The sequence below is a fragment of the Pontibacter akesuensis genome (assembly GCF_001611675.1).
Classification (GTDB): Bacteria; Bacteroidota; Bacteroidia; order Cytophagales; family Hymenobacteraceae; genus Pontibacter; species Pontibacter akesuensis.
This window is the reverse complement of the sequence record NZ_CP014766.1, coordinates 3,227,412-3,251,956: the sequence shown is the minus strand read 5'-3', so window position 1 is coordinate 3,251,956 and position 24,545 is coordinate 3,227,412. Positions and strand designations below refer to the sequence as shown.

The window sequence follows — 24,545 nt, the reverse complement described above, 5'->3', positions numbered from 1 at the left end:
CTTTAAAACGAAGAGCGCTTCCCCGGAACAGAGCGCCTTCTAAGCTATCAGAACTACAAACTACTTTGGCAGCATTTCTTTATCGATCACGTGGATCACGCCGTTAGACTGGCACACAACGTAAGTATAGATACTGGCTTTACTAATCAACAGAAACAAACATAACAATGCAATACAGACGATTTGGCCGCACAGGCTGGAACATCAGCGAAGTGGGCTATGGCATGTGGGGCATGGCCGGCTGGACGGAGTCAGACGACGCACAGTCGGAGCGCTCGCTGGACCTGGCCGTAGAGAACGGCTGCAACTTTTTCGACACGGCCTGGGGCTACGGTGCCGGCCACAGTGAGGAACTGCTGGGCAGGCTGCTCAAGCGGCAGTCGAGCAAACAGCTTTATGCCGCCACCAAGATTCCACCGAAAAACTTTACCTGGCCTTCCAAGTCGCACTTTAAACTGGAGGACGTTTTCCCGGCAAGCCACATTATGGAGTACACCGAGAAAAGCCTGAAAAATATGGGTGTGGAGACGATAGACCTGCAGCAGTTTCATGTGTGGGAAGACGCCTGGGCCGAGCAGGAAGAGTGGCAGCGCGCTGTGGAGCAGCTGAAGGCAGACGGTAAAATCCGACACATGGGCATCAGCGTGAACCGCTGGGAGCCAAACAACGTGCTGAAGACACTGGAAACCGGCCATATCAGCGCTGTGCAGGTAATTTACAACATCTTCGATCAGGCTCCGGAAGATCAACTGTTCCCGCTCTGCGAGAAGCTGGACATCGGCATCATCGCCCGTGTGCCGTTTGATGAGGGCACCCTCACCGGCAACATCACCAAGGAAAGCACCTGGCCGGAAGACGACTGGCGCAGCACCTACTTCGTACCCGAAAACCTGAACTCCAGCGTAGACCATGCTGACAGGCTAAAGCCACTGCTACCACAAGGCATGACAATGGCGGAGATGGCGCTACGGTTTATACTTAGCAACAGGCAGATCAGCACCACCATACCGGGCATGCGCAAAGCCAACCACGTGCAGGCCAACACCTCTTACAGCGACGGCAAAGGGCTGCCGCAGGACCTGCTGGCCGAGTTGAAGAACCACCGCTGGGACCGGGAGCCAACGGAGTGGTCGCAATAATAAAACTATAAATTAAAGTACAAGAAAGCCCCTGCCACGCAAGTACGGCAGGGGCTTTCTTGTACTTTAATTTATAGTTGCCTGATGATGCTTACAAACCCGGCAAGGCGATATCGGGTGCTTTGTTAGCAACCGATGCCCGAGATATTGTAGCTTTGTGGTTTATTTATACTTGTTATGGCGTTTACAAAAACCAGCAAGGCCTTTGCCGAGCTCACCCCTTTTGAAATGTATGATATGCTGCGCCTGCGCAGCGAGGTGTTTGTGGTAGAGCAAACCTGCGTGTTCCTCGACATGGACGATAAAGACCAGAAATGCCAGCACCTGCTGCTCTACCAGGGCGATACGCTTGTGGCCACCTCGCGCCTCGTGCCTCCCGGCCTCTCCTACCCCGATGCCATGTCGATTGGCCGTATCGTGACAAGTATGGCGGTGCGCGGCACGGGCGTCGGAAAGCTTCTGGTTGATTACTCCATTGAAGAATGCTACCGCCTGTACGGCAAGGGTCCCATCAAAATAGGCGCTCAAGTATACGCCAAGGGCTTCTATGAATCTTTTGGTTTTGTGCAGAGCGGCGAAGTGTATGACGAGGACGGCATTGATCACATCGAAATGACGAAGGCGTAATTATTTAAGGAAATCTCCTCACCCTAGCCCTCTCCCCGAAGGGCGAGGGAATTCCCTGCTTCTGCGGTCTCTTATATTTTTGAAGTTTAGAAGCGCTGCAAGGTATGACGTTGCAAGTCCCTCCTCCCCCTGGGAGGAGGTTAGGAGGAGGGTTTACAGGTTTGCTGTAAATTATTCGCACCACGTATAAAGCCAGGGCAAAATTGCCCTGGCTTTATACGTGGTGCCTTCTATTCTTAGTCCTGAGATACCTGCACCAGCACCGAGGGGTCTTCTTCTACAGCACGTTTGCTGGCCCTGTGGCGGATAGTACGCTTGCCGAGCAGCAGCAGGATCATTCCCACCACCGCACAACCCGCCATCACACTCACCATCGGCAGCGTGGTGCCGGTGTGCAGCACACTCACCGCTGCCGACATCAGACCTCCCATGGCCATCCGGAAACTGCCCAGCAAGGCGGCGGCGCTGCCGGTGTTTTTAGTGAAGGGCGCCAGCGAGAGCGCCGTGGCATTGGGGTTCAGCAAACCCTGGCCCGTCAGGAAAACGAACAGCAGGATGATGAGCGTGTACATGCCGAACCAGTCGTAGTAGGTGCCAACCACCAGCAGCACGCCCACCAGCACCTGGTACACCAGCGTGAAGTTAATAACCTGCTCGCTCGTAAACCTGTTCAGAATAACGTGGTTGAGTTGAGTGGAGCCGATCATGGCGAAGGCCAGGAAAGCGAATATCCAGCCGTAAGTTTGCTCGCTTACCTGGTAAATGTTCATGAACACATCGGCAGAGCCCGCGATGTAGGCAAAGGGAGCCGCCGTGGCGATGCCGCCTGCCAGCGCGTAGAGGAGGAACTGCTCCTGCTTCAGCACAGAAATAAAGTTCTTGAGCACCGGCTTGGGCTTCAGCGACATGGTGGTGTCGGGTTGCCTCCCCTCCGGCAGCGCAAAATACACCCCCAGCATAATAAGCGCCGTGATGGCGGCCAGAATGATGAATACCGCGTGCCAGCCAAAAGCCGCCGTAACGTAGCCGCCTACGGTTGGCGCAATCATCGGCGACACAGCGATAACGAGCGTGAGCAGCGAGAACGCCTGCGCCGTTTTGTTAACCGGAAAAATATCGCGCACCAGCGCCTGTGCGGCAACCATGCCCACACAGCCCCCGATGGCCTGAACAAAGCGCATCAGGATAAGCGAATCCACTGATTCGGTGTAGGCACAGGCCAGCGAGGCCACAATGTACAGCAGCAGGCCCACATAGAGCGGGTTTTTGCGGCCGAAGCGATCGAGCAGCGGGCCGTACAGCAGCTGCCCCAGCGAAATACCCACCAGATAGGCCGTCAGCGACAGCTGTACCTGGGCAATGGTGGCATCCAGATCCTGGGCAATGGCCGGGAAGCCCGGCAGGTACATGTCAATGGAAAATGGACTGATGGTGGCCAAAGCCCCCAGAATCAATATAATTATAATGTATTGCTTGCAAGTCATGTAATATCGTATTCGTCTCAAAGTTACAACATAAATTGGCAGCAACCAGTGCTTCCGTTGCAACATTTGTAGCTACAAATTTTTAGTATACTTCCTGATTTGCGTAGGGTTATCGCTTTTTAGTGAATAGGAGCCGCCAGCGGGTATAAAGTTTTCTTTGCCCACAACCACCGTTTTGCTACCTTGCCGCCCATGCAAACACCAGAAGCACAACCCAACCCGGCCATCCTGCTGGAACTGGTAAGCCAGAAAATGCCCTTCGGCAAGTATAAAGACGTGTTACTCTGCAACCTGCCCGTGTCGTACCTGGAGTGGTTTTACAGTAAGGGCTTCCCCGCCGGTAAACTGGGCATGCAGCTCGCCACCATCTACGAGATCAAGATAAACGGCCTCGAGCACCTGCTGCAACCCCTGAAGCGCCGGCGCTAAGGCAGCACTTTTCTGTTTCAGAACTGGCAAGCTCCTGTGCGCCAGCCTCTAAGTGAGGCACTATGAAAGGCAACTGCTGTAACTAAGCTTAAATAAGTATATTTATACTTCCAGATATTCTCTATCTTGAAGGAGTTAAACCAGCTGCACGCCTTCTATGAAAACACCGCGTCTTTTTTTGCAACTGTGTGTACTCCTGGGTATCGGAGGCATCGCCTTTCTGCTCACGGGCTGCCGGGAGTATCCCAACGATTACATCAGCAAGTACTGCCCCGGCTCCTGCACGGTCATCAAAGGGCGCGTATCTACCAACAATGGTAGCGTGCCCGTGGCGGGAGCTACCCTGCGTGTGCAGGTGGATACCTACACCGAGTACGGCAGCGGCATACGCAACAAGGCTATCGCCACCACGGATGCGAACGGCAACTACGAGCTGCGTTTCCTGATGCGCGACGATGAGTTACAGATAGGCGTCTACCACATTCTGACTGACCTGGACCCAAACCAGTACATCAGCTGTCAGCCACTTGATTTCATTCCTGCCAGCAGCCTTGCCCGCGACACTGTCATCATCAATAATTATACGGTAGCGCCATCGGCCTCCATAAACTTACAGTTAGTTAATGAAGAACTGATGCAGCCTGATGAGCGGCTTTACGCTACTTTCAAGTATAAACTTGTACCGGCAGATACCGACAGCTGCACTTTTGTGCTTGATGTCAGGCAGGCTTATCTTCAGAACATACTGGCTCTTCCGGCCAACTCCCCCATCGCCGTGCGTCTGGAAAAAACAAAGGCCGGTGTGACTACCACTGAAAAGGATGTGCTGGCGCTGCAGCCGGGGGAGGAAAGACTTTACGAAATAACTTTTTAAGGATGGACTACCAGATCATACACGAGGAGAAATACCAGCAGTTTACCGCTAAGCTGGAGAACGGGGAGGAAGGTGAACTCGCCTATGCCAAGCCGCAGGACAAGGTGCTGGACTTCACGCATACGTTTGTACCTGAGGCGTACCGGGGCAAGGGGCTGGCGCAGCAGCTGATTGAGACGGGTTTGGCCTATGCCCGCCAGAACAACTATAAAGTTATCGCCACCTGCACAGCCGTGCAAAAGCACGTAATCCAGCACCCTGAGCACCAGGACCTACTGCAGTAAAACACTACCATTCCGTATGAAAACAGCTATACTTCTGGCACTAGCCGCCCTTTGCGCTTTTTCCGCCACCGCCCAGACTGAAGCCGTGGATGAGAACAGGCACTATGTCGGCCTGCATACAGGCGCGGTGTTCCCGCTCGATGATTTCAAGAAGTCTTCTTTTGAGGATCCGTATCCGGCTTATGCCAAGGAAGGGGTGCTGCTGCTGGCAAGTTACCGTTACAGCCTTCATAAGTTGCTTGCAGTTGGCGGTTCGCTTGGTACAAGGTACAACAAGTATAAGATGGAGGAGCTTGTGCAAGTAGACGGAGACCTGCTGCTGGACGAAAAATCTGAAGCCTGGCGCTCTGTATTTGCCATGGCCGATGCCTATTTTACACTGCTATCGGAGGATTGGGTGAAAGCGTACGTGAAAGGATCGGCGGGCGCTTCTTTTAACCGCAGTGCATCATGGGAGTTAAACACCAAGTATGGCGACATCATCATGCCCGCTGATAAGGCCACCGCGCTGGCACTTGGCTGGGGAGCCGGTTTCGATTTCTATCCTGAACCACGATTTGGCGTGAACCTGGAAGTGGGCACGCTCTATACGAAGCCAGAATTTACAGTGCCGGATATAAAGGGCCGCCTTTTCCAGCACCAGCAGCCCATGCATACCGTTTTCGTAAATGTAGGCCTCTTTCATGCTTTCTAATGGTACTGTAGCAGGTTTGGCAGGAGCCCGCCTTCCATCTACCCGCCCCTAACAACCTTGGTACGCCAGGAAAAAAGCTTTGAAATAATCCAAATTATCACTTTACACACCCACTACTCCTTGTTTAAACTTCCTTTACGAGGTAGTAGATCAGCTTTAACAGCCACGGCGAACCCCTCCTGCCACACGCATCGCATTTACTTAACTTACATGTAGTTACATTTATTATTTGGTTGACACGTTGCGAGCTTTACAGTGTAACTACCAGAAGTGGAAGTACACGAAGCCGCTGCGCCTATGGCAACACTGGAAGAGGCTATCAGAAGAAAGTTAAAAAACTTTTTTAGTTATTTTCGGAACAAGCGTAACCTTAGCTTCATCATCCCCGTTTATACAAATGGCTAAAAGTTGAATTTATTCAATGAATGGCAACGGCTCCTTCTAGTAGGGAGCCGTTGCTGTTTATACCCGTTCCAGTACGAGCAGGATATGGCAAATCAGCCAACATTCTGCCTGAAGCCCCTCCATCCACACGTTTTACTGCTGTTACTGCTTTTCGGCCTGCCGCTCGTGTATGTTTGTCAGGTGCTCAAAACTATCCTTCAGCTTTGGATAGAGTGCTTTGAAAACCGCATACTGCTGCTGGTACAGCTCATGGCGCTGGCTGTCGGGCTCAAAGGTTTCGCTGATGCGGATCATGTCTTCGGCTGCCTCCAGTGAGGGAATCAGTTTTAAGGCAAACATTCCCATAATGGCGGCCCCGAAGGCAGAACCTTCCGGCGATTCTGTTAGCAGCACTTTTTTACCGGATACATCCGCGAGCATCTGCACCCACAGCTCCGAAAACGCAAAGCCGCCGTTGGCATAAATAACAGGCATCGGTCCGGCCACCTGCTCCAACGCCTCCACCACACTGTAAACCCCGAAGATCACCCCCTCCATCACCGCTCTTAAAAAGTGCGCCCGGGTATGGTTAAAATTCGCGCCGATAAAGCAGGCACGCGCCGCGCCATCCCACACCGGGGCCCGCTCACCGAGTAAGTAAGGCAGAAACAGCAGTCCATCGGCTCCCGGCGCGATACCCTCTGCCACTTCGTTCAGCAGCTCGTATATGTCCTGGTCCTTCGCCAGGGCTTCTGCGGTTTCCGCGGCGTAAAAGGCATCCCGGAACCAGCGCAGTGCCACTCCCCCATTGTTTACGGCGCCGCCCAGCACAAAATGGTCTTCGTTCAGGATATAGCTGAAAAGCCGCTCCCGCAGGTCGGTGGCGGGCTTGTGGGCCATGGTGCGCACGGCGCCGCTGGTGCCGATTGTCACCACCGCCTCACCTGGCCTGATGCCGTGCGAGGCAAGGTTGGCCAGGCAGCCGTCGCTGGCCCCGATTACGAACGGAAGCTGGTCGGGCACCTGCAGCAGCGCGGCGTAACCGGGTTTGAGGTTTCGGAAGGTGTAGGTGCTGGGGACCGGCTCGGGCAACTGCCCGGGCTCCACTCCCGCCATTTCCAGCGCCTTTTCGTGCCAATCAAAGTCAAAGATATCAAATAGCCCTGTTGCCGAAGCGAGGGAGTAATCTACTTTATACTTGCCGAACAAGCGGTAAAGCACATAGGTTTTGATGCCGATAAATTTGGAGGCGCTGCGGAACAGTTCGGGTTTTTCCTCACTTAGCCAGCACAGCTTCGAAAGCGGCGACATCGGGTGAATGGGTGTGCCGGTGCGCAGGTAAATCTCCCGCCCCGCCTCGCTGTTCTTAATAGCGCTGGCGCAGGACTGGCTGCGGGTGTCGGCCCAGATAATGCAGCGGGTAAGGGCGTTTCCGGTGGCATCCATGGCAATCAAGCTGTGCATGGCACTGCTAAAACTCACGCCCTCCAGCTTATAGCCATGCACCTGCAGCCAGGCCACCACCTTGCCTAACGTGCTCAGCACCGCCTCAAACACCTGCTCCGGGTCCTGCTCAGCCTGTCCGGGCTCCTCACTCAGGATAGGGTACTCCTCCGACTGCCTGTACTTTACCTGGCCATCAAGCCCGAAGGCTACGGCTTTGGTGCTGGTAGTGCCAATATCTAGGCCAATGATGGTGCTTTGCTGCATGTGTTTTCGCTTTAGCATTAACTTACGCAGCAGCGAATATATGTTTGACATAATTTTCTTTCGCTGCTGAAAATGGGCTTGCATTATACTTCATTCCCGCTATTTGCCGCCTTGCTCCTGCATATACGATTTGCTGCCTGTCCAGCTCCAACCTTATGCTTCTGCGCAAAACTTTCTCCGCTATACTTGCACCGGCCATACTTGCGTTGCTCGTATTTCTGCTTGCCACGGCGCCCCAGGAGAAGTATAAATTTGAAGTTGCCGCCACCCGTACCGCCTCCGGTAAAGACGAAGGCTTTACGGCAGCGCTACAGCAAACCGGACAGATAGCGCTGCTGCAGGATGTACCCTCACTGCAGTTACTAAGTACTGCTGCTGCTTTACACACCACCCTTACACAATCTAAGCTTGTTCTCCGCTCACCTACCCGCAGGTGCATAAAAGCCAGGGGGCCTTGATTAACTGCTTGTTTATACCTGGCATTACGTATAGGGTACACACGTTTCGGGGCTCCCCCGGTGCGCACATGCCTGTTTATGTTTCAGTAGCTGAAATAAATGTATGAGCACCCTGACGTTATTTGCCATGCTGGCTTTACTAGGCCTACTTCCGACACGATGAACGCCAGCGGCTAAAGTAAAAGAACCACAGCCTCCGGATTCAGCCGGTTTTTTTATACTTACTCTTTACGCAAACAGTAAAACGGGCTGTGGATAACGTCTCTAAATGTAGATAACGTATACTTGCCAGTGCTGCAGTTCAGCTGTTACAACCTGATAACCAGAAGCATACTCCCAGAACCTTCAGACCACCCCTGCTTGCCGTGTAAAATTTGTCCACATTCACATTTCGTACATGCCGATTACCTATTTTTGTATAGAAACTTATACTTACACAAACAGGTAACGTGCTGCAGACAATGATGAAAACTAACACACACAGGGGCGAAGTAATACGCGAGGCCATTAAGGCGAGTGGCGTGGCCATAGGCGTAGTGGCCGAGAAAATGAGCATCAGCCGCAAAACGCTTTACAACAAGTTCAAGGAGTCCAGCATTCCGTTCAGCTTTATCCTGAAGTTGGGGGAAGTGATTCATCATGACTTTGCACAGGATTTCCCGCATCTGAGTAAAACGGCGAAAAAAGAAGCTCCAAAGCCACAGCCGCAACTTAGCACCAGCCTGCAACTTTCCTTTGACGGGGAGCCACAGGAGGCATACAAGCCCAACAACCTGCGCGAATGCGAACAGGAGCTGGTAAACCTGCAGCGCAAGTATATCAACCTGCTGGAGAAATTCAACGACCTGCTGCTGAAGACACAGGCTTAGGCGTACCTGCAGCACCCGCATCCACCTATACTGTTAAAAGGCTGTACCACCTCCTGAATTGGTAGGTGGTACAGCCTTTTAACTTTTAATTTATACTTGTAACTCTTCTCCTGGTGCAGCGGAACTGTTAGTAGATTCCAACGCTGTCCACCTCTATATCCACCCGTTCCTCTATCTCCTCCGACACATCGTTGTCTATGCTCTGTTCGGTGCCGGACATAAAAGTGGCCACGGCTTTGCCGCCTGCATACATGGTTAGGATATTGTCAGAGATGCGGTAAGAATCCACGCGGCCCAGGATGTCCAGCAGCTTGTTTTCCTGCTCCAGGATCGGGCAGGCCATGCGGGTAGTGTTTAGCTTTGTGAGCCTCAGGCTCTCCTCTCCCATCTCATATTTACCGAACAGTTTGTTACAGCCCGTAAAGCCGACGATGTCATCGTCGTTTTCCTGGAAACGGATATAGGCCGTCATGGTGTTTTGCGGCCGCTGAATGTCTTGCCCTTCCAGGGCATACAAACTCCAGTAGGCATCTTTGATGGTGCTCACCTCTGCGGAGATGTCTTTCTGTTTCACGGTGCAGCCGGCCGAAAAGGCTAAAAGCAGCAGGGCCACCGGTAGTATGTTTATCAGTTTTTTCATAGTTGCTTGGGTTCATCTATATTCTGGCACTCAGCAAAGAGGCTAATCTTTTTTACGTACGCAGCCGGAGCGTGAAAGTATGGCTCAAAATAAAAGCCCGCAGCAGTGCCGCGGGCTTTGTTTATACTTCATCGGCTGTTAACCGCGTGTGCCGTCGTGGCCGTAGTCGGAGGCTCCTGAGCTGGCGCCGTAGTTCGGGCCTGAGCGCTCTCCCGGCTTGCGGTAGCGACTGCTTCGCTCGCTGAAATCGTAGTCGTCGCTGTCGTTATTTCTTTGGTCGCTGTTGTAGGCGCGGTTGCTGGCATAAAGGCCGGTTGCGTAATTGTCGTCGCTGCTGCCCGAGTTGCGGGTAGTGCCACGGTTGGTGCGTTCATCGTTGTTGTAGTGGCCCTCGTAGAACCTGTTGCTGTCGCTGCTGCGTCGGTAATTGTTGTCAGAGGCGCTTCGGCGGTGCTCTCCACGGTCTTTGTAGGCATCAATGCCCAGCATGTTATAACCGCTTTCCTTAGTCATCTTCTTGTTTTCGTCGCGGTTAAAATCTTCGTAGCGGCGCCCTTGCCCGCCATACTGGTAGCTGTTATCCTGCCGCGAATAGTCGCTGTTGCTGCGTCCGGCGCTGTAGTTTGTTGTTTGGTTGCCACCGGTGGTACCATAGCGGTCGTGTGAGTCCCAGATGCTGCCACTGTTATCGTTCGTGTTGCGCCTGTTGTTCATGTAAGGGTTGCGGTCACCGTAATGGTAATCGTCATCCTGGTTGTTGCTGTTGGTTGCACCACGGTAGCTGCTGGCTCCATAGCCTCCCACCGGGCCGCTGCCATAGGCATTGGAGCCGGTGCTGCGCACGTTGCGGTACTCATAGTTCTCATCTTTCAAACCATAGTAGTTACCGCGCTGGTTATCGTAGCGGTCTCTGTAGTTCTCAAAGCTTCTGTCACTGTCCTGCCTGCGGTCGTTATCGCGCGACCCGTAGGAGTTGCGGTTGCCGTACTGGTTGCTGTTCCCGTATCGGCCGCGGTCGGTGAAGCGGTCGTTATCGTTATGGAGCTTTCGCTCAAACTCGCGGTGGTAATTTCTATTGTCTCTTTCCATAGTTTCGGTTCGTTTATTTTATTCGTTTTTGTACTACTGTTATTACCCCTTTAAACGCACACCAGCCACTTACGTTTTCTTCCCTACTTTTCAACCCGGTGTATGCTTGAATTTTAAAGCATGGAAAGCTGCGACTTACACGCGTTACCGGAGGTTGCCCCACAGCACCAACTGCACTGGGGCACACTGGTGTAATATACTGTAAGCCACCACCTCTGAATAAAGCAAACCGTGCACATCAAATACAACTTTGCCACACCATGTAAAGTATAAGTAAGGTATCACCGCTGTAAGGGTTAGCTCACTGAAGGCAACCCTTTAAAGTATGTCCTTGCTGGCCCTACTTACATGCGGACATAGATACTGAACGCCACCAGCACCTCGGATGGTAATAGGAAACCCCTATGCATCATCAATACTATCTATTAACATTTACAGATATTATTGAGTAAGTTTATCACCAGTCAATCATTCAAAACCTCATACAGTTAAATTATGGAGTCAAACGGCAACGGCAAGCACCAGAATGGCAGCCAGCAAGGTGCAAAACATCTTACTACCAGGCAGGGACACCCCGTAACGGACAATCAGAACATCCGCACGATCGGTAACCGCGGACCTGCTACACTGGAGAATTATCACTTTATTGAAAAAATATCGCACTTCGACCGGGAGCGTGTTCCGGAGCGCGTAGTGCATGCCCGTGGCGCCGGTGCGCATGGTGTGTTTGTTGCTTACGGCAAAGTAGGCGATGAGCCTGTTGCCAAGTATACGCGCGCTAAGCTGTTCCAGGAAGAAGGCAAGGAAACACCTGTGTTTGTGCGCTTCTCCACAGTGGGCCATCCATCCGGTTCTCCGGAAACGCTGCGCGACCCGCGCGGCTTTGCCGTGAAGTTCTACACGGAGGACGGTAACTGGGATTTGGTTGGCAATAACCTGAAGATTTTCTTTATCCGCGATGCAATGAAGTTCCCCGATTTGATCCACTCTCAGAAGCCGGATCCGGTAACGAACATCCAGAGCGGCGAGCGTATTTTCGATTTCATCGCCAATACGCCCGAGGCGACACACATGGCCACCTTCCTGTTCTCGCCATGGGGCATTCCGGCAAATTACCGCCAGATGCAGGGCTCCGGTGTGAACACCTACAAGTGGGTGAACAAAGACGGGGAAGCCGTTATTGTGAAATACCACTGGGAGCCGGTGAAGCAGGGCATTCGGAACCTGACCCAGAAAGAGGCAGAGGAGATTCAGGGCAAAAACTTTAACCACGCCACACAGGATCTGTACGAAGCCATTGAGCGCGGAGACTTTCCAGAGTGGGAGCTGCTGGTGCAGATCATGAGCGACGATGACCATCCTGAGCTGGACTTTGACCCGCTGGACGATACCAAGCTTTGGCCAAGAGAGCAATTCCCGTGGTTGCCGGTAGGCAAGATGACGCTGAACAGAAACCCGGTTGATTATTTTAACGAGGTGGAGCTGTCGGCTTTCGGAACAGGTGTGTTAGTAGATGGACTGGAGTTCTCAGACGACAAAATGCTGCAGGGTCGTACGTTCTCCTACTCTGATACACAGCGTTACCGTGTGGGTGCCAACTACTTGCAGCTGCCGATTAACGCGCCAAAGAACAAGGTGGCAACAAACCAGCGCGGCGGACAGATGTCGTATAAAACCGATTTCGCCGAAGGCCAGAACATCCACGTGAATTACGAACCATCTTTCCTGGGCGGCATAGAGGAGGCCCCGAAAGCAGGCAAGGATTACACGCCGCGTTACGAGGCAAACCTTGTGCGCCAGAAGATAGAGCGTGCCAACGACTTTAAGCAGGCCGGTGAAACCTATCGCAACTTTGAGGATTGGGAGCGCGATGAGCTCATCATGAACCTTTCAAACACGCTGGCTGGTGCCGATGAGCGCATTCAGAAGCAAATGATTGAGAACTTCACCAAAGCCGACGAAGACTACGGACGCCGGGTGGCAGAAGGAATCAAGATGGCGAAGGAGGAAATGAAGAAGATGAAGGAGCACTCTCAGGGAACCGACGGACCGCAGGGTAACACATCGAGCAGAGAAGGCCTGAAGCAGTCACAGACCGACTCTCACTCAGCCAGGCCATACTAAGTATACTTCGTGTGAATTACATTTTAAAGGGGCTGCCAGCATTGGCAGCCTCTTTCTTTTGGCACCAGTTTCCGGAGTTGGTCGAGAAGTTAGCCAGGTTTATCTATTTCATTAGAAGATGGCAGATTGCTTTTCTAGCTTTATGCAGTCGAAATTGCCATTTCCAAGTATATGAAAAAACTTACCGCTGCTCTCGGCCTGTTGGCTCTCCTGGCACTTACTCCCAACGCCGAGGCTGCCAAAGGTCCTGAACTGACCTACCACGTAAACCTGAACGACCGCGCCGACGACCGCTTTAAGGTAACGCTGGATGTAAAAGGCCTGAAAGCCGCCAACAACATCTTTCAGTTTGCCGCTACCGCCCCAGGCACGTACCAGACCATGGACATCGGCCGCTTTGTACATGAATTCAAGGCATTTGATAAAAAAGGCCGTGAACTGGAGGTAAAGCAGGTAAGCGTGAACCAGTTCGAACTGAGCAAGCCGGACAAGGTGCGCAAGATCACGTACCAGATTTCTGAAACCTGGGACACACCCGTTACCGAGAAAAAGGTGTATGGCATGTGCGGCACCTCGCTGGAGCAGGACCACGCACTCATCAACGGCCAGGGTGTATTTGGTTACGTGCAGGGCCTGCAGGCGCAACCGATGCGCATTAAGCTGGAACACCCGCAGGAGTGGCTGGTGGGCACAGCCCTAACCAAAGATGCCAAAGGCTACTACACCGCCAACAGCTACGACCACATCGTAGACTCTCCGATATTGCTTGGCACCCTGACAAAGGCAGAAACCGTGTATCAGGGCACCACGATTGACATTTATACTTACTCTAAAACGGGAAAGATAAAATCTGCGGATTTGCTGCAGAACATGACGGACATGCTGGGTGCCGCCCACAAGTTTGTGGTTGATTTTCCGGTAGACCGGTATACTTTCCTGTATCATTTCGAGGATGTGTCGTGGGGCGCCTGGGAGCATTCCTACAGCTCTGAGTATGTAATGAAGGAGCAGGACCTGACGCCAGCTTATGCTAAAGAACTCACCGACATTGCTGCGCACGAGTTCTTCCACATCATCACGCCACTGAACATTCATTCAGAGGTGATCGAGCGTTTTAACTTTGTGCAGCCAACGCCTTCGCAGCACCTGTGGCTGTATGAGGGCACCACCGAATGGGCCTCCGATATGATGCAGCTGCGCGGCGGCATGATGGATTTGGCCTCTTACCTGAACGACCAACGTGAGAAGCTGGCCATGGATGAGCAGATGGACAGGAACTACAGCCTGCTCAAACTCGCGCTTACCTCCTACACACCAGCGGGGCAAAGCCAGTACGGCAACATTTACATGCGCGGTGCCGTGGTGGCTACGCTGCTGGATATCCGTTTGCTGGAGCTTTCAGGTGGCAAGCGCGGTCTGCGCGAGGTGATTAATGAGCTATCGAAGGAGTACGGCCCGAGCAAGGCATTCCCGGAGAACGAATTCTTCGACATTTTCACGGCGAGGACTTATCCAGAGATCGGTGACTTCTTCAACCGCTATATAAAAAATGCAGAGCCGCTCCCGCTGGCAGAGTATTATGCTAAACTCGGCATCAACTACCTGCCATCAGTTAAAACGGGTGAGAAGGCAAAAGCTTTGGGCTATACTTTTGCTGTGCCGGACGGCAGGCTTCGCCTGGTGAAGGTGGAGGAGAGTATGCAGCAGCTCGGGTTGCAGGAAAACGATGCACTGGTGGCACTAAACGGAGTTGCCATCAGCCTGCAGAATGCGAACCAGGAGCTAAGCAAGCTAGCCGTTCTGAACGCTGGTGATTCCTATACTTTCTCAGTAGAGCGGGACGGTAAATATATTGAATTGCATGCGAAGATGCTGGAGCAGGAAGCCGTGGTAAAGCACCAGTTTATAGTAAACGAGCAGGCCACGCCACAGCAGCTGGCACTTCGCCAGGCCTGGTTGCAAAACATGTAAAGTTGAGTTTGTTGTTTGTTTAATAATTTTCTTTGGGCTAACCCTTGTGCCACTGGTGCAAGGGTTTTCTTTTGCCCCCTCAGGAACCTTAGTCTACTTGCTGCGTGTATAAATGTATGCGCACGAAAGTATTTTCTATCAGCCACTTGCTGCTGTTTGTCCTCTTATTAGCCTCTGTTATTCCCCTGAAAGCCACATCGGTTGGCGAAGATGATACAGCCCCTGACCGGACACGGATTGCGTTTGGCTCCTGTAATAGCCAGGCAGAGCCACAGCCCCTTTGGCCAAGTATCGTAGCCGCCCAACCCGACCTGTGGGTTTGGCTGGGAGACAACATCTATGCAGACACGCATACCATGGACACACTCGCCAGCAAGTATAACCAGCAACTACGGCAGCCGGGTTATCAGCAACTGCTGCAGTCTACCCCTATTACAGGCACCTGGGACGACCACGACTTTGGCTACAACGACGCAGGCAAAGAGTTTGAGAAGAAGGCCCAGAGCCAGCAGAAGTTCCTGGATTTTATGGGCGTGCCGGCCGATGCCCCGGTGCGGGAGCAGGAAGGTGTTTACCGTACCTATACTATTGGCGAGGGTAACAGAAAAGTAAAAATCTTCCTGCTAGACGTGCGTTACCACCGCGACGAGTTTAACAAGCTGTTCGACCTGTACCTGCCCAACTACGGCGGCGATGTGCTGGGAGAGGCGCAGTGGCAATGGCTGGAAAGAGAATTGGAGAACAGCGATGCCCAAATCAACATCATCGCCAGCGGTATGCAAATACTGCCAAACGGCCTTGCCTACTCCAGTTGGTCTGCCTTTCCGAATGCGCGGGAACGCCTGTTAAACCTGATCCAAACCACACATCCTGCCAACCCAATCCTGCTTTCCGGCGACAGGCACGTGGGCGAACTGGCCAGGATAGAACTGGAAGGATACCAGCAACCGCTCTACGAGATCACCTCCAGCGGCATGACGCACCACCGCGAACCCAGCAAGAGCGGCAACCGCTACCGCATAGGTGAACAGGTTGGTGCACTGAATTTCGGCATATTCGACATTGCCTGGGGCGAAAATCTCACGCAGGTTACAATGCAGATCCGTGGTGTGGGCAACAAAGTACTGCTGGAGCAGAAGCTGCTGTTTGAGCCGTACACCTCTCCCAGCGCAAGCCTTTAAGTATAAACTACCAATAAATTACTCGCGCGGACAGGTCACGGCCTATCCGGGCGATAGGCCTTCCGGCGCAAGTGTTCGATTGTGCCAGAAGGACCTAATCAAGCAAACTTAAATCGAGTTTTTCCTATTGTCATTTCGAGCAAGGCGAGAAATCTATCTGAAATTTGTATAAGATCTCTCCTTACGTCGAGATGACAATGGTGGAGGTACTCAATAGTGGGTGCTGGTGTTTGAAAGCTTAACACGTGCCGGACAAGTATAAATTGCAGTATGCGTCTAAGAACGTTTTTGCTAACGCATGGCACCAGCGGACGCTTGCGCCAGAAATAAAAGTACATCCTGTAAATCAAACCTATCCCGTAAATCCTGATTCAGACAAAAGATGCACCAACAAAAAAGGGGAGCTGCCAAGTATGGCAGCTCCCCTTTTTGCATTTCATTAAATTATAAATTAGTTACCGGCAGATGAGGTCGCGCTGGTTGGCGCTTGCTGCTGGGCTTTATACTTGTCCTCAAACTTCTTGTACAGGATCTTCTGCTTGTCGTTCAGGTCCACATTACGGCCCTGAATGTAGGCGTGCGTTACGTTGTTGGTGCGCATGTCCAGCAAATCGCCGGCAGACACAACCAACGTGGCATCTTTGCCTACCTCTATGGAACCTACCTGTTTGTCCACACCCAGAATCTTGGCCGTGTTCAGGGTTACAGCTGCTAAGGCCTGCTCCTTGTCGAGGCCGTAGGCAGCGGCAGTTCCGGCAATGAACGGCAGGTTGCGGATACCGTGTATCGCCAGATCGTAATCCAGCGCGAACGGGATACCCGCCTTGTGCAGTAGGTATGGTGTTTTGTACGGCATATCCACATCCTCCTCGGCACGGGACGGCAGGGCGTGTACGCCGGAATAGATCACCGACACCTTGTTTGCCTTCAGGAAGTCCGCTACCGCTACGGCATCGCGTGCTCCTACCACTACAATATCCTTCACGCCGTGCTTTTTAGCAAAGTTGATGCCTTCAATCATTTCTTTGCCATAGTTGGCGTGGAGGTACAGTTTTCTGGAGCCATCGAACAAGCCTGTCATAGAAGCTAATTTAAGGTTCTCGCTGTTGTGCTTGCCGGCCTTGTAAACTACGGCATCGCGGAAAAGCTTCTCCATTTCCAGCATCGTTTTCTCACGCTCCTCAGTCATGCGCTTCAGGCGCTCATCGGTACGGCTGTTGCCGGTCTCGATCAGCATGCTTGGCCAGTTCAGGTGAATGCCCTCATCCGCCTTCACAATGGCGTCTTCCCAGTTCCAGGCATCCAGCTGCACCACAGACGAAGAGCCGGAAATGGTGCCGCCAACCGGCGTTACCTGCGTCATCAGCACGCCATTGGCACGCACCGTCGGGATGATGTCGGAGTCGGTGTTGTAGGCGATGACAGAGCGCACGTGCGGGTTCATCTCTCCTACCTCACGCCAGTCAATCGTGGCGCGAACGCTTTCCACCTCGTTCAAACCCAGGGCGGAGTTAGGCTGTATCAGCCCCGGGTAAATGTGCTGGCCTGTTACATCCACTACCTCATAACCACTTAGGTTGGCGCCATTTTGCGGACCGGCATACGTAATTTTTCCGTTAGTAAAGCCAACAGCGGCATTCTCTACCACCTGACCGTTGCCCACATGCAGTGTAGCGCCTTTTAGCAACACGGGCTTGCTTTGCTTAGGTGCCGGAGCAGGAACCTGCGCCATGGCGGGCACCGCAAGCAGCAGTGCCACAAAGGCAGAAATATATCTTATAGTTATCTTCATTATGTTGATTGTTGCATTGCTGCACTGTTAAATTGTTGATTCATGTATGGAAGGCAACAATTAAAGAACAGCAATTTAGCCATTAAACAATTTGACAATTAATACGCAAAGTATGACTCCTCCTCGTTGTGCTCCACGTCTTCGCAGTGTACCACCCGTGCTTTGCTGCTTTTTGGAGCCTGCGTTTTAGCACCGCCTGACTTCTCGTTCAGCATTTTCTGCACCAGGCGCATGCGCTCCTGCTCCAGGTCTTGGCGCATCTGCTCGTCACGCTCCAGATCGTAATAAGCCACACCATCCACAAATGTCTTCAGCGGCTTGGCATAGATTGAAAGCGGGTTGTCGTTCCAAAGTACCACGTCAGCGTCTTTGCCTTCTTTCAGGCTGCCGGTTCTCTTGTCGAGGTGCAGGAGCTTAGCTGGGTTCAGCGTCACCATTTTCAGGGCGTCCTCTTCGCTCATGCCGGTATACTTCACACTCTTGGCAGCTTCCTGGTTCAGGCGGCGTGCCATCTCTGCGTCATCCGAGTTAATGGCCGTTACGATGCCCATCTGGTTCATGATGCCAGCGTTCTGCGGAATCGCGTCTTTCACCTCCATCTTGTAAGCCCACCAGTCGGCGAAGGTAGAACCGCCTACGCCGTGCTCCTTCATCTTGTCAGCTACCTTATAGCCTTCCAGGATGTGTGTGAAGGTGTTCACCTTAAAGCCCATTTCATCGGCCACGTTCATCAGCATGTTAATTTCTGACTGCACATAGGAGTGGCAAGTGATAAAGCGCTTGTCGTTCAGGATCTCTACCAGTGCCTCCAACTCCAGGTCACGGCGTGGGGCAGCAGTTTTGGACTTCTCACGCTTGCTTAGTTTACTGTAGTTCTTCCAGGTCTGCTCATACTCTTTGGCACGGGTAAAGGCATCCACGAACACCTGCTCCACTCCCATTCTCGACTGCGGGAAACGCACTGTTTGCGTGCTGCCCCAGTTCGACTGCTTCACGTTTTCGCCCAGCGCGAACTTAATATAGCCATCGGCATTCTCTACCAGCATCTCTTCGGCACTTTTGCCCCAACGCAGTTTGATGATAGCCGACTGGCCACCGATCGGGTTGGCAGAACCGTGCAGCAACTGCGAAGTGGTTACCCCACCAGCCAGTTGGCGGTAGATGTTGATGTCCTCCGGGTTCAGCACATCGGCCATGCGCACCTCTGATGTTACCGCCTGTGCGCCTTCGTTCACAGCGTCCAGTGCTATGTGTGAGTGCTCGTCGATAATTCCCGGCGTTACGTGCTTGCCTGTTCCATCAATTACTTTGGCACCAGAGGCACTAAGGTTCTTGCCTACTTTAGCAATCTTACCGTTCTTCAGCAGTACGTCTGCATTTTCCAGTTTGCCTTCTTTTTCGTTTGTCCAGACAGTGGCGTTCTTGATCAGAACCGTTTCCTGCTGCGGCAATGTGGCTTGGCCATAGGCGCGGAAGGGGTAAATCATGTTGCCTACCGATGTATCCGTTTCTTTCTTGGCGCGGTCTTTTTTCTCCTGTGCTGTCATGGCTTCAGAGAAAGCGGCAGACCATTTTACAGTAGAAGCGTTTGGCAGCTGGCCCTCGCCCTGCAGGTTTTTATCGGCCACCCAGCCACTCAGCCGAATGCTTTCCTTGCTGTCTTTTTTCTCTGCAAAAGAGATCGTCACCAGATTACCCTTAAAGCTGATGTTGCCTTTCACGGTGTCCTGCGCGATCACTTTCAGATCAGGCTTCTCGGCCGTGCCCGCTACTAGCAACCTGCGGTCTGGCTGTCCGGCTACTTTCAGAGTATACATGCCGCGGTAATCGGCAGGCACGCCGGCAATTTTATACTGCTCGCCCTGCACCCAGTTCTCCAGAATGGTGTTGTCTTCGGAGAAAAGCGTTTCGGTAGTGATGATAAAGTTGGCCAGCATGCCTTTGTTCAGGCTGCCCACCAGGTTCTCCGCGTTCAGCAGCTTTGCCGGTGTGGCAGTTACGGCCTTCAGTGCCTCTTCCTCGCTCAGGCCATGCTGTACGGCTTTGCGCAGGTTCGGCAAAAAGTCTTTCTTGTCCTTAAGGTCATGGGCTGTGAACGCAATGGTTACGCCAGCTTTCTGCAGCAAGGCTGCATTAGAGGGAGCCATTTCCCAGTGCTTCATGTCCTCCAGCGATACACGGCGTGCATCAAACGGATCCTCTACGTTATAGGCGCTTGGGAAATCAAGCGATAAGATAACGGGTGCGTTGGTGGATTTGATCTGTGGCAGCATCTGGTACTCGTCGCCGGCACCTTTAATGATGTACTGCTTGTTGAACTCATCCCCTACTTTATCGGCACGAATGGCATCCAGCTTATTCTCTGCCTCAAAAATCTGCGGATAACTATTGGCCTGTGTAAAGGCTGTCAGCGATATGTTCTGCTCCTTGCCCGGGTTTTGTGCGTTCCACTGTGCATCCAGGTAAGTCTGGCGCAGCAGCGCAATAGAGCCCATCAGTGAGCTTGGGTAATCCTGGTTAGAGGTGCCTTTGTCGAATGACAGTGCGCCTGCCGCCTTGTCCTTCAGCACCACTTCGTTCTCGCGCTTGTCAGCCAGTGTTACGAGTGTGGCGGTTCCGCGGGCAATGCCATCGCGGTGCACGGCCAGCACTGTGCCGAAGCCCTGCTTGCGCAGTTCTTCTGCCTGTTTGCTATTCACTTTAAAAAGCTCCACCGCATGCGTCTCCGGGCGGATGGCCTGGTTCCAGTTAAAGGCTCCCTCTTTCTCCGACTCCAGTTGCGGGGCCGCGCGCCTGTTTCTGCGCTCCGGCTTTACCTCTGGCAGGCCGTACGTTGTGTACATGTCCACCAGACCCGGGTAAATGTGCTTTCCCGCTGCATCCATCACCACTGCGCCGGCAGGCACTTTCAGGTTGGTGCCGACAGCCTCTACTTTGCCATTGCGAATAATAAGCGTTGCGTTGGGAATGGTTGTCTTATAATCAGTATGGACAGTGGCATTGGTGAAGGCCACAAGTCCGGAGCGCTCATCATACACTCCGTTGCGCGGAAATGTCTCCTGCGCCATTACACCGCCTGCACTAAAGGCAAGACAGGCTGCAATGGTTAAGATTTTCTTCATTCTGAATTGGTAAGGTGATGTGTTAGATAGTAATATCAAATATAGGCATCCAATGCCTTAGTTTCTAATGATGTACTATATTTTCTCTGTGTTGCTCACGGCTATAGTTTCTGTGTTCAGAAGATAGTATATTTAGCTACAGCAAAACAGACCGACTGATTTAGGCACTGAACAGCAGCTGATTACAAATGATTCACTTACGTTACCGGCAGTATACTTATGAAGAAGCATCTCTATTTCCTGCTGCTGCTCAGCTGCTGGGGTTTCTGCTCAGACACCCACGCCCAAACAGCCCCTGACTCCACCGTTGCCCCAGGTGGTGCGACAAGTATAAAAGGCCTGATCCCGATACCGGTAGTTTATTACACCCCGGACACGCGCCTGGGTTTGGGGGCCGCCGTTATCGGGTACATCCGCCTGAAAAGCCGCACCGACTCCACCTATACCCGCCTCTCCACCGCCCGCCTGCTGGCCGACTATACTTTAAACAAGCAAATGGACCAGCAGCTGGAGTGGAACGGCTTCACGCGTGAAGAGAAGTTTCTGCTGCGCGGCGAACTGCGCCACCGCATCTACACCGACCGCTTTTATGGCATTGGCAACGAGACGGTGCTGGAGGATGAGGGCAAGTATGGCTACTCGCTGGTGGGCCTGCGTTTTGCCGCACTCCGCAACCTGGGGCACCAGATGTTCCTGGGCCTCGACTACCAACTGACCAATTACTACAGCGTCAGCCAGGACTCCATCAGCGAAAACAGGGAAAGTATACTTTCATCGCAACGCATACCCGGCTACAAGGGCGGCTTGAACAGCGGCGCAGGTTTGGTGTTTCTGATTGACACCCGCGACAACACTGCTTTTGCCAGCAGCGGCATTATGTTCGAAGCCTCGGCTTACCGCTACGGCTCTCCTTTCGGCGGCGACTTCGGTTACCAGAACATCAACTTAAGTTTCAGCAAGTATAAAGCGCTGCGGCCGGAAAGAGTTCTAGCATTTAATGCCGTGGTGAATCTGAACAGCGGCGAGGTACCCGTGATGCGCCTGGCTACGGCGGGTGGCGACAGAATTCTGCGTGGCTATGCCCGCAACCGCTTCCTGGACGATAATTTCGCCGGCACCCAACTAGAGTACCGTTTCCCGCTGTACCGCCGCTTGGGCCTAGCTACATTCGCTGGCATCGGCGACGTCTTCAACCAGACATCCGATCTTAGCTTCTCCAGCCTGAAATACTCCATCGGCTCCGGCCTGCGTTACGCGCTCAACAAAGAGCAAAAGCTGAACATACGCGTGGATGTGGGCTACGGCCGCGAAGGCAGTAACTTTTATGTGGTAATCGGGGAGGCTTTTTAAGAGAAAGTGAGCATTGCAGTTACTGTTACAATGCTGTTGTCATCTCGACGACAGGAGAGATTTCTATGGAAATCCTGTAGAGATCTCTCTTTGAGTTGTACAGCATTATTCTGCTTGCCCCTAATCGCTCATACCCCCACTTCTGTCTTCCCGAGTGCAACGAGAGATCTATACAGAATTCCAGATAGATTTCTGGCCCTGCTCGAAATGACAGATGCATTTTTTGTGTACTTCGGCACCAGGGGACGCTTGCGCCAAAATATGCCAAGATCGACGAGAAGCCTTTGTCGGCAAAACCTGGAACTAACCTATACTTGCGCAACTGGCACAAAAGAAAATCCCCGACATAACTGCCGGGGATCTTTTATACTTCACACACAAGACAAAGTCTTGTGTCCTGTGTCTTGATACTTATGTCTTATTAATAAGCGCGCACTAATTTGTTTTCCATGAAATTCATGAAAGCACGGTTTACCACACCTGTACCGCCTGGGGTTGGGTAGTTGCCCGTAAAATACCAGTCGCCTTTGTGGTTCGGGCAGGCTTGGTGCAGGTCCTCGATCGTCTGGTAGATCACCTGTACCTCTGCTTTCACGTCCGGCGCCTTCACGATTTCGGCTACCTTGTCAGACAGTTCGTAATGGGTGAACAAGCCGTAAAGCTCCTGCACAAAGTTAGTCTCCCTGAAAGCGGGTGTTCCCACAGCAGCAAGGCACTTGTCATAGGTCTCCTCCATCTTATACAGCTGGCCCCTGTCTTCGAGCAAACCGAGCAGTGCTCTGAATGCCACAAACTCCTTCATGCGCGACATGTCGATGCCGTAACAATCAGGGTAGCGGATCTGCGGGGCGCACGACACGATAATGATCTTCTTCGGCTCCAACTTGTCCAGCATCTTAATGATACTTTTCTCCAATGTGGTGCCGCGTACAATCGAATCGTCCAGTACTACCAGCGTATCCACCCCTTTCTTCACTACCTCATAAGTCGTGTCGTACACGTGCGTTACCAGGTCATCGCGGCTGTCGTTATCAGTGATAAAGGTGCGCAGCTTAGCATCCTTTATCACCAGCTTCTCGGCGCGTGGCTTAAACTGCAGAATCTCGTCGAGCTGCTCCTCAGTCAGGTCCTTGTTCAGGATTTCCTTTTTGCGGTACTCGCGCAGGTGGTTTTCGATGCCCTTCATCATGCCCAGCCAGGAGGTTTCGGCCGTGTTGGGGATGTAGGAGAAAACGGTGTTTTTGAGGTCGTAATTGATAGCGTCCAGAATCTGGGGGCAAAGCAGCTTACCCATGTTCTTGCGCTCGTTATAAATTTCCGGGTCGTTGCCACGGGAGAAGTAGATGCGCTCAAAGCTGCACGATAATTTCTCGCGCGGCTCGGTTACCTCCACCAGCTCAGGGTTGCCCGCCTTGTCCACGATCAGGGCGTGGCCCGGCGTCACTTCTTTAATCTCGCTGTAATCGATGCCGAAGGCTGTTTTAATGGCTGGCTTCTCAGAGGCCATCACCACCACCTCATCATCAATGTAATAATAGGCCGGGCGGATGCCGTTCGGATCGCGCATCAGGAAAGCTGCGCCGTAACCGGTGAGGCCCGCCATGGCATAGCCCCCGTCAAAGTCCTTGCCTGCGCGCTTCAGCACACGGCGCAGGTTCAGGTTCTGCTCAATCAGGCTAGTAATCTCCTTGTTGGTGTAATCGCCCTTCTTAAACTCGTCGAACAGCATCTGGTTCTCCTCGTCCAGGAAGTGGCCGATCTTCTCCAGCACCGTTACCGTGTCTGATTTATGCTTCGGATGCTGTCCCAGTTCCAGTAGCTTCTGGAACTGCTCATCCACGTTGGTCATGTTAAAGTTACCGGCAACGGCCAGGCTTCGGCTGCGCCAGTTGTTCTCGCGCACCATCGGGTGGCAGTTGTCCACGCTGTTGATGCCGTGCGTGCCGTAGCGCAGGTGGCCCAGGTATACATCGCCCAGGAAAGGCATGTTTTCCCACAGCCACTCCATGTCATCGGCGCGGTCCGGCTGCTGCTCCACCAGGTCTTTGTACTCTTTCCCGATCTTGCCGAAGATGTTGTCGATGGCACGGGTTTTCACCGAGCGGAAGCGGCTGATGTAGTCGATGCCAGGCAGTGTGTTGATCTTGATGCTGGCAACACCCGCACCGTCCTGGCCGCGGTTGTGCTGCTTCTGCATCAGCAGGTACAGCTTATTGATGCCGTACATGGGCGTGCCATACTTTTCAGTATAGTAGCCGATCGGTTTTCGGAGCCTGATTAAGGCAATTCCGCATTCGTGTTTTATTGCGTCGCTCATGAGTGCG

General features: G+C 52.7%; 19 protein-coding genes. 12 read left to right on the top strand and 7 right to left on the bottom strand.

Annotated elements, in window-relative coordinates:
* The first annotated feature begins 167 nt into the window (after nt 1–167).
* Nucleotides 168–1,139 carry an aldo/keto reductase gene (locus A0W33_RS13800; protein WP_068838738.1) on the top strand — a complete coding sequence of 324 codons (972 nt, stop codon included), beginning with the start codon at nt 168–170 and terminating at the stop codon, nt 1,137–1,139.
* A gap of 177 nt (nt 1,140–1,316) precedes the next feature.
* Nucleotides 1,317–1,766 carry a GNAT family N-acetyltransferase gene (locus tag A0W33_RS13795; protein WP_068838737.1) on the top strand — a complete coding sequence of 150 codons (450 nt, stop codon included), beginning with the start codon at nt 1,317–1,319 and terminating at the stop codon, nt 1,764–1,766.
* 236 nt (nt 1,767–2,002) lie between these two features.
* On the opposite strand, the gene A0W33_RS13790 is transcribed toward A0W33_RS13795, so the two are convergent.
* Nucleotides 2,003–3,250, bottom strand: a complete 1,248-nt coding sequence (locus tag A0W33_RS13790) for a multidrug effflux MFS transporter (protein ID WP_068838736.1) — start codon at nt 3,248–3,250, stop codon at nt 2,003–2,005.
* A 192-nt stretch (nt 3,251–3,442) separates the two neighbouring features.
* On the opposite strand from A0W33_RS13790, the gene A0W33_RS13785 reads away from it, so the two are divergent.
* The 4 genes from A0W33_RS13785 to A0W33_RS13770 all read left to right on the top strand — a co-directional run bounded on the left by A0W33_RS13785 (nt 3,443) and on the right by A0W33_RS13770 (nt 5,531).
* Nucleotides 3,443–3,679, top strand: coding sequence for a DUF3820 family protein (locus A0W33_RS13785; RefSeq protein WP_068838735.1), 237 nt, complete (start codon nt 3,443–3,445; stop codon nt 3,677–3,679).
* A 157-nt stretch (nt 3,680–3,836) separates the two neighbouring features.
* Nucleotides 3,837–4,553 (top strand): carboxypeptidase-like regulatory domain-containing protein, encoded by a 717-nt coding sequence (locus A0W33_RS13780; RefSeq protein ID WP_068838734.1) that lies wholly within the window; start codon nt 3,837–3,839, stop codon nt 4,551–4,553.
* Between the two features lie 2 nt (nt 4,554–4,555).
* Nucleotides 4,556–4,837 carry a GNAT family N-acetyltransferase gene (locus A0W33_RS13775; RefSeq protein WP_068838733.1) on the top strand — a complete coding sequence of 94 codons (282 nt, stop codon included), beginning with the start codon at nt 4,556–4,558 and terminating at the stop codon, nt 4,835–4,837.
* 16 nt (nt 4,838–4,853) lie between these two features.
* Nucleotides 4,854–5,531 (top strand): outer membrane beta-barrel protein, encoded by a 678-nt coding sequence (locus A0W33_RS13770; RefSeq protein WP_068838732.1) that lies wholly within the window; start codon nt 4,854–4,856, stop codon nt 5,529–5,531.
* A 546-nt stretch (nt 5,532–6,077) separates the two neighbouring features.
* Here A0W33_RS13770 and A0W33_RS13765 read toward each other — a convergent pair.
* Nucleotides 6,078–7,676: a gluconokinase gene (locus A0W33_RS13765; protein ID WP_229802262.1), complete on the bottom strand. Its 1,599-nt coding sequence runs from the start codon at nt 7,674–7,676 to the stop codon at nt 6,078–6,080.
* Nucleotides 7,677–7,780: 104 nt separating this feature from the next.
* On the opposite strand from A0W33_RS13765, the gene A0W33_RS13760 reads away from it, so the two are divergent.
* Nucleotides 7,781–8,083, top strand: coding sequence for a hypothetical protein (locus A0W33_RS13760; protein ID WP_068838731.1), 303 nt, complete (start codon nt 7,781–7,783; stop codon nt 8,081–8,083).
* A 461-nt stretch (nt 8,084–8,544) separates the two neighbouring features.
* On the top strand, nt 8,545–8,952 hold the full coding sequence (locus A0W33_RS13755) for a hypothetical protein (protein WP_068838730.1): 408 nt from the start codon (nt 8,545–8,547) through the stop codon (nt 8,950–8,952).
* A 127-nt stretch (nt 8,953–9,079) separates the two neighbouring features.
* Here A0W33_RS13755 and A0W33_RS13750 read toward each other — a convergent pair whose 3' ends face one another.
* Together A0W33_RS13750 and A0W33_RS13745 are read right to left on the bottom strand one after the other, a co-directional pair.
* Nucleotides 9,080–9,592, bottom strand: coding sequence for an META domain-containing protein (locus tag A0W33_RS13750; protein WP_068838729.1), 513 nt, complete (start codon nt 9,590–9,592; stop codon nt 9,080–9,082).
* Between the two features lie 138 nt (nt 9,593–9,730).
* On the bottom strand, nt 9,731–10,681 hold the full coding sequence (locus tag A0W33_RS13745) for a hypothetical protein (protein ID WP_068838728.1): 951 nt from the start codon (nt 10,679–10,681) through the stop codon (nt 9,731–9,733).
* Between the two features lie 495 nt (nt 10,682–11,176).
* On the opposite strand from A0W33_RS13745, the gene A0W33_RS13740 reads away from it, so the two are divergent.
* From A0W33_RS13740 to A0W33_RS13730, 3 genes are all read left to right on the top strand, one after another.
* Nucleotides 11,177–12,805 carry a catalase gene (locus tag A0W33_RS13740; RefSeq protein ID WP_068838727.1) on the top strand — a complete coding sequence of 543 codons (1,629 nt, stop codon included), beginning with the start codon at nt 11,177–11,179 and terminating at the stop codon, nt 12,803–12,805.
* A gap of 171 nt (nt 12,806–12,976) precedes the next feature.
* Nucleotides 12,977–14,776 carry a M61 family metallopeptidase gene (locus A0W33_RS13735; protein WP_068838726.1) on the top strand — a complete coding sequence of 600 codons (1,800 nt, stop codon included), beginning with the start codon at nt 12,977–12,979 and terminating at the stop codon, nt 14,774–14,776.
* 116 nt (nt 14,777–14,892) lie between these two features.
* Entirely contained in the window at nt 14,893–15,957 is a 1,065-nt protein-coding gene (locus A0W33_RS13730) for an alkaline phosphatase D family protein (protein WP_068838725.1), read from the top strand.
* Nucleotides 15,958–16,408: 451 nt separating this feature from the next.
* Here A0W33_RS13730 and A0W33_RS13725 read toward each other — a convergent pair whose 3' ends face one another.
* Nucleotides 16,409–17,749 carry an amidohydrolase family protein gene (locus A0W33_RS13725; protein ID WP_068838724.1) on the bottom strand — a complete coding sequence of 447 codons (1,341 nt, stop codon included), beginning with the start codon at nt 17,747–17,749 and terminating at the stop codon, nt 16,409–16,411.
* Between the two features lie 98 nt (nt 17,750–17,847).
* Nucleotides 17,848–20,871 carry an amidohydrolase family protein gene (locus A0W33_RS13720; RefSeq protein ID WP_068838723.1) on the bottom strand — a complete coding sequence of 1,008 codons (3,024 nt, stop codon included), beginning with the start codon at nt 20,869–20,871 and terminating at the stop codon, nt 17,848–17,850.
* A gap of 219 nt (nt 20,872–21,090) precedes the next feature.
* Here A0W33_RS13720 and A0W33_RS13715 point away from each other — a divergent pair, with 219 nt between their 5' ends.
* On the top strand, nt 21,091–22,221 hold the full coding sequence (locus tag A0W33_RS13715) for a BamA/TamA family outer membrane protein (protein WP_068838722.1): 1,131 nt from the start codon (nt 21,091–21,093) through the stop codon (nt 22,219–22,221).
* 421 nt (nt 22,222–22,642) lie between these two features.
* On the opposite strand, the gene A0W33_RS13710 is transcribed toward A0W33_RS13715, so the two are convergent.
* Entirely contained in the window at nt 22,643–24,538 is a 1,896-nt protein-coding gene (locus A0W33_RS13710) for an amidophosphoribosyltransferase (RefSeq protein ID WP_068838721.1), read from the bottom strand.
* Between the last annotated feature and the right edge of the window lie 7 nt (nt 24,539–24,545).

Coding starts and splice junctions, on each gene's coding strand:
- A0W33_RS13735 (WP_068838726.1), top strand. CDS start 12,977: ATGAAAAAACTTACCGCTGCTCTCGGCCTGTTGGCTCTCCTGGCACTT.
- A0W33_RS13765 (WP_229802262.1), bottom strand. CDS start 7,676: ATGTCAAACATATATTCGCTGCTGCGTAAGTTAATGCTAAAGCGAAAA.
- A0W33_RS13715 (WP_068838722.1), top strand. CDS start 21,091: ATGAAGAAGCATCTCTATTTCCTGCTGCTGCTCAGCTGCTGGGGTTTC.
- A0W33_RS13800 (WP_068838738.1), top strand. CDS start 168: ATGCAATACAGACGATTTGGCCGCACAGGCTGGAACATCAGCGAAGTG.
- A0W33_RS13785 (WP_068838735.1), top strand. CDS start 3,443: ATGCAAACACCAGAAGCACAACCCAACCCGGCCATCCTGCTGGAACTG.
- A0W33_RS13745 (WP_068838728.1), bottom strand. CDS start 10,681: ATGGAAAGAGACAATAGAAATTACCACCGCGAGTTTGAGCGAAAGCTC.
- A0W33_RS13780 (WP_068838734.1), top strand. CDS start 3,837: ATGAAAACACCGCGTCTTTTTTTGCAACTGTGTGTACTCCTGGGTATC.
- A0W33_RS13790 (WP_068838736.1), bottom strand. CDS start 3,250: ATGACTTGCAAGCAATACATTATAATTATATTGATTCTGGGGGCTTTG.
- A0W33_RS13725 (WP_068838724.1), bottom strand. CDS start 17,749: ATGAAGATAACTATAAGATATATTTCTGCCTTTGTGGCACTGCTGCTT.
- A0W33_RS13720 (WP_068838723.1), bottom strand. CDS start 20,871: ATGAAGAAAATCTTAACCATTGCAGCCTGTCTTGCCTTTAGTGCAGGC.
- A0W33_RS13710 (WP_068838721.1), bottom strand. CDS start 24,538: ATGAGCGACGCAATAAAACACGAATGCGGAATTGCCTTAATCAGGCTC.
- A0W33_RS13760 (WP_068838731.1), top strand. CDS start 7,781: ATGCTTCTGCGCAAAACTTTCTCCGCTATACTTGCACCGGCCATACTT.
- A0W33_RS13770 (WP_068838732.1), top strand. CDS start 4,854: ATGAAAACAGCTATACTTCTGGCACTAGCCGCCCTTTGCGCTTTTTCC.
- A0W33_RS13775 (WP_068838733.1), top strand. CDS start 4,556: ATGGACTACCAGATCATACACGAGGAGAAATACCAGCAGTTTACCGCT.
- A0W33_RS13755 (WP_068838730.1), top strand. CDS start 8,545: ATGATGAAAACTAACACACACAGGGGCGAAGTAATACGCGAGGCCATT.
- A0W33_RS13795 (WP_068838737.1), top strand. CDS start 1,317: ATGGCGTTTACAAAAACCAGCAAGGCCTTTGCCGAGCTCACCCCTTTT.
- A0W33_RS13750 (WP_068838729.1), bottom strand. CDS start 9,592: ATGAAAAAACTGATAAACATACTACCGGTGGCCCTGCTGCTTTTAGCC.
- A0W33_RS13740 (WP_068838727.1), top strand. CDS start 11,177: ATGGAGTCAAACGGCAACGGCAAGCACCAGAATGGCAGCCAGCAAGGT.
- A0W33_RS13730 (WP_068838725.1), top strand. CDS start 14,893: ATGCGCACGAAAGTATTTTCTATCAGCCACTTGCTGCTGTTTGTCCTC.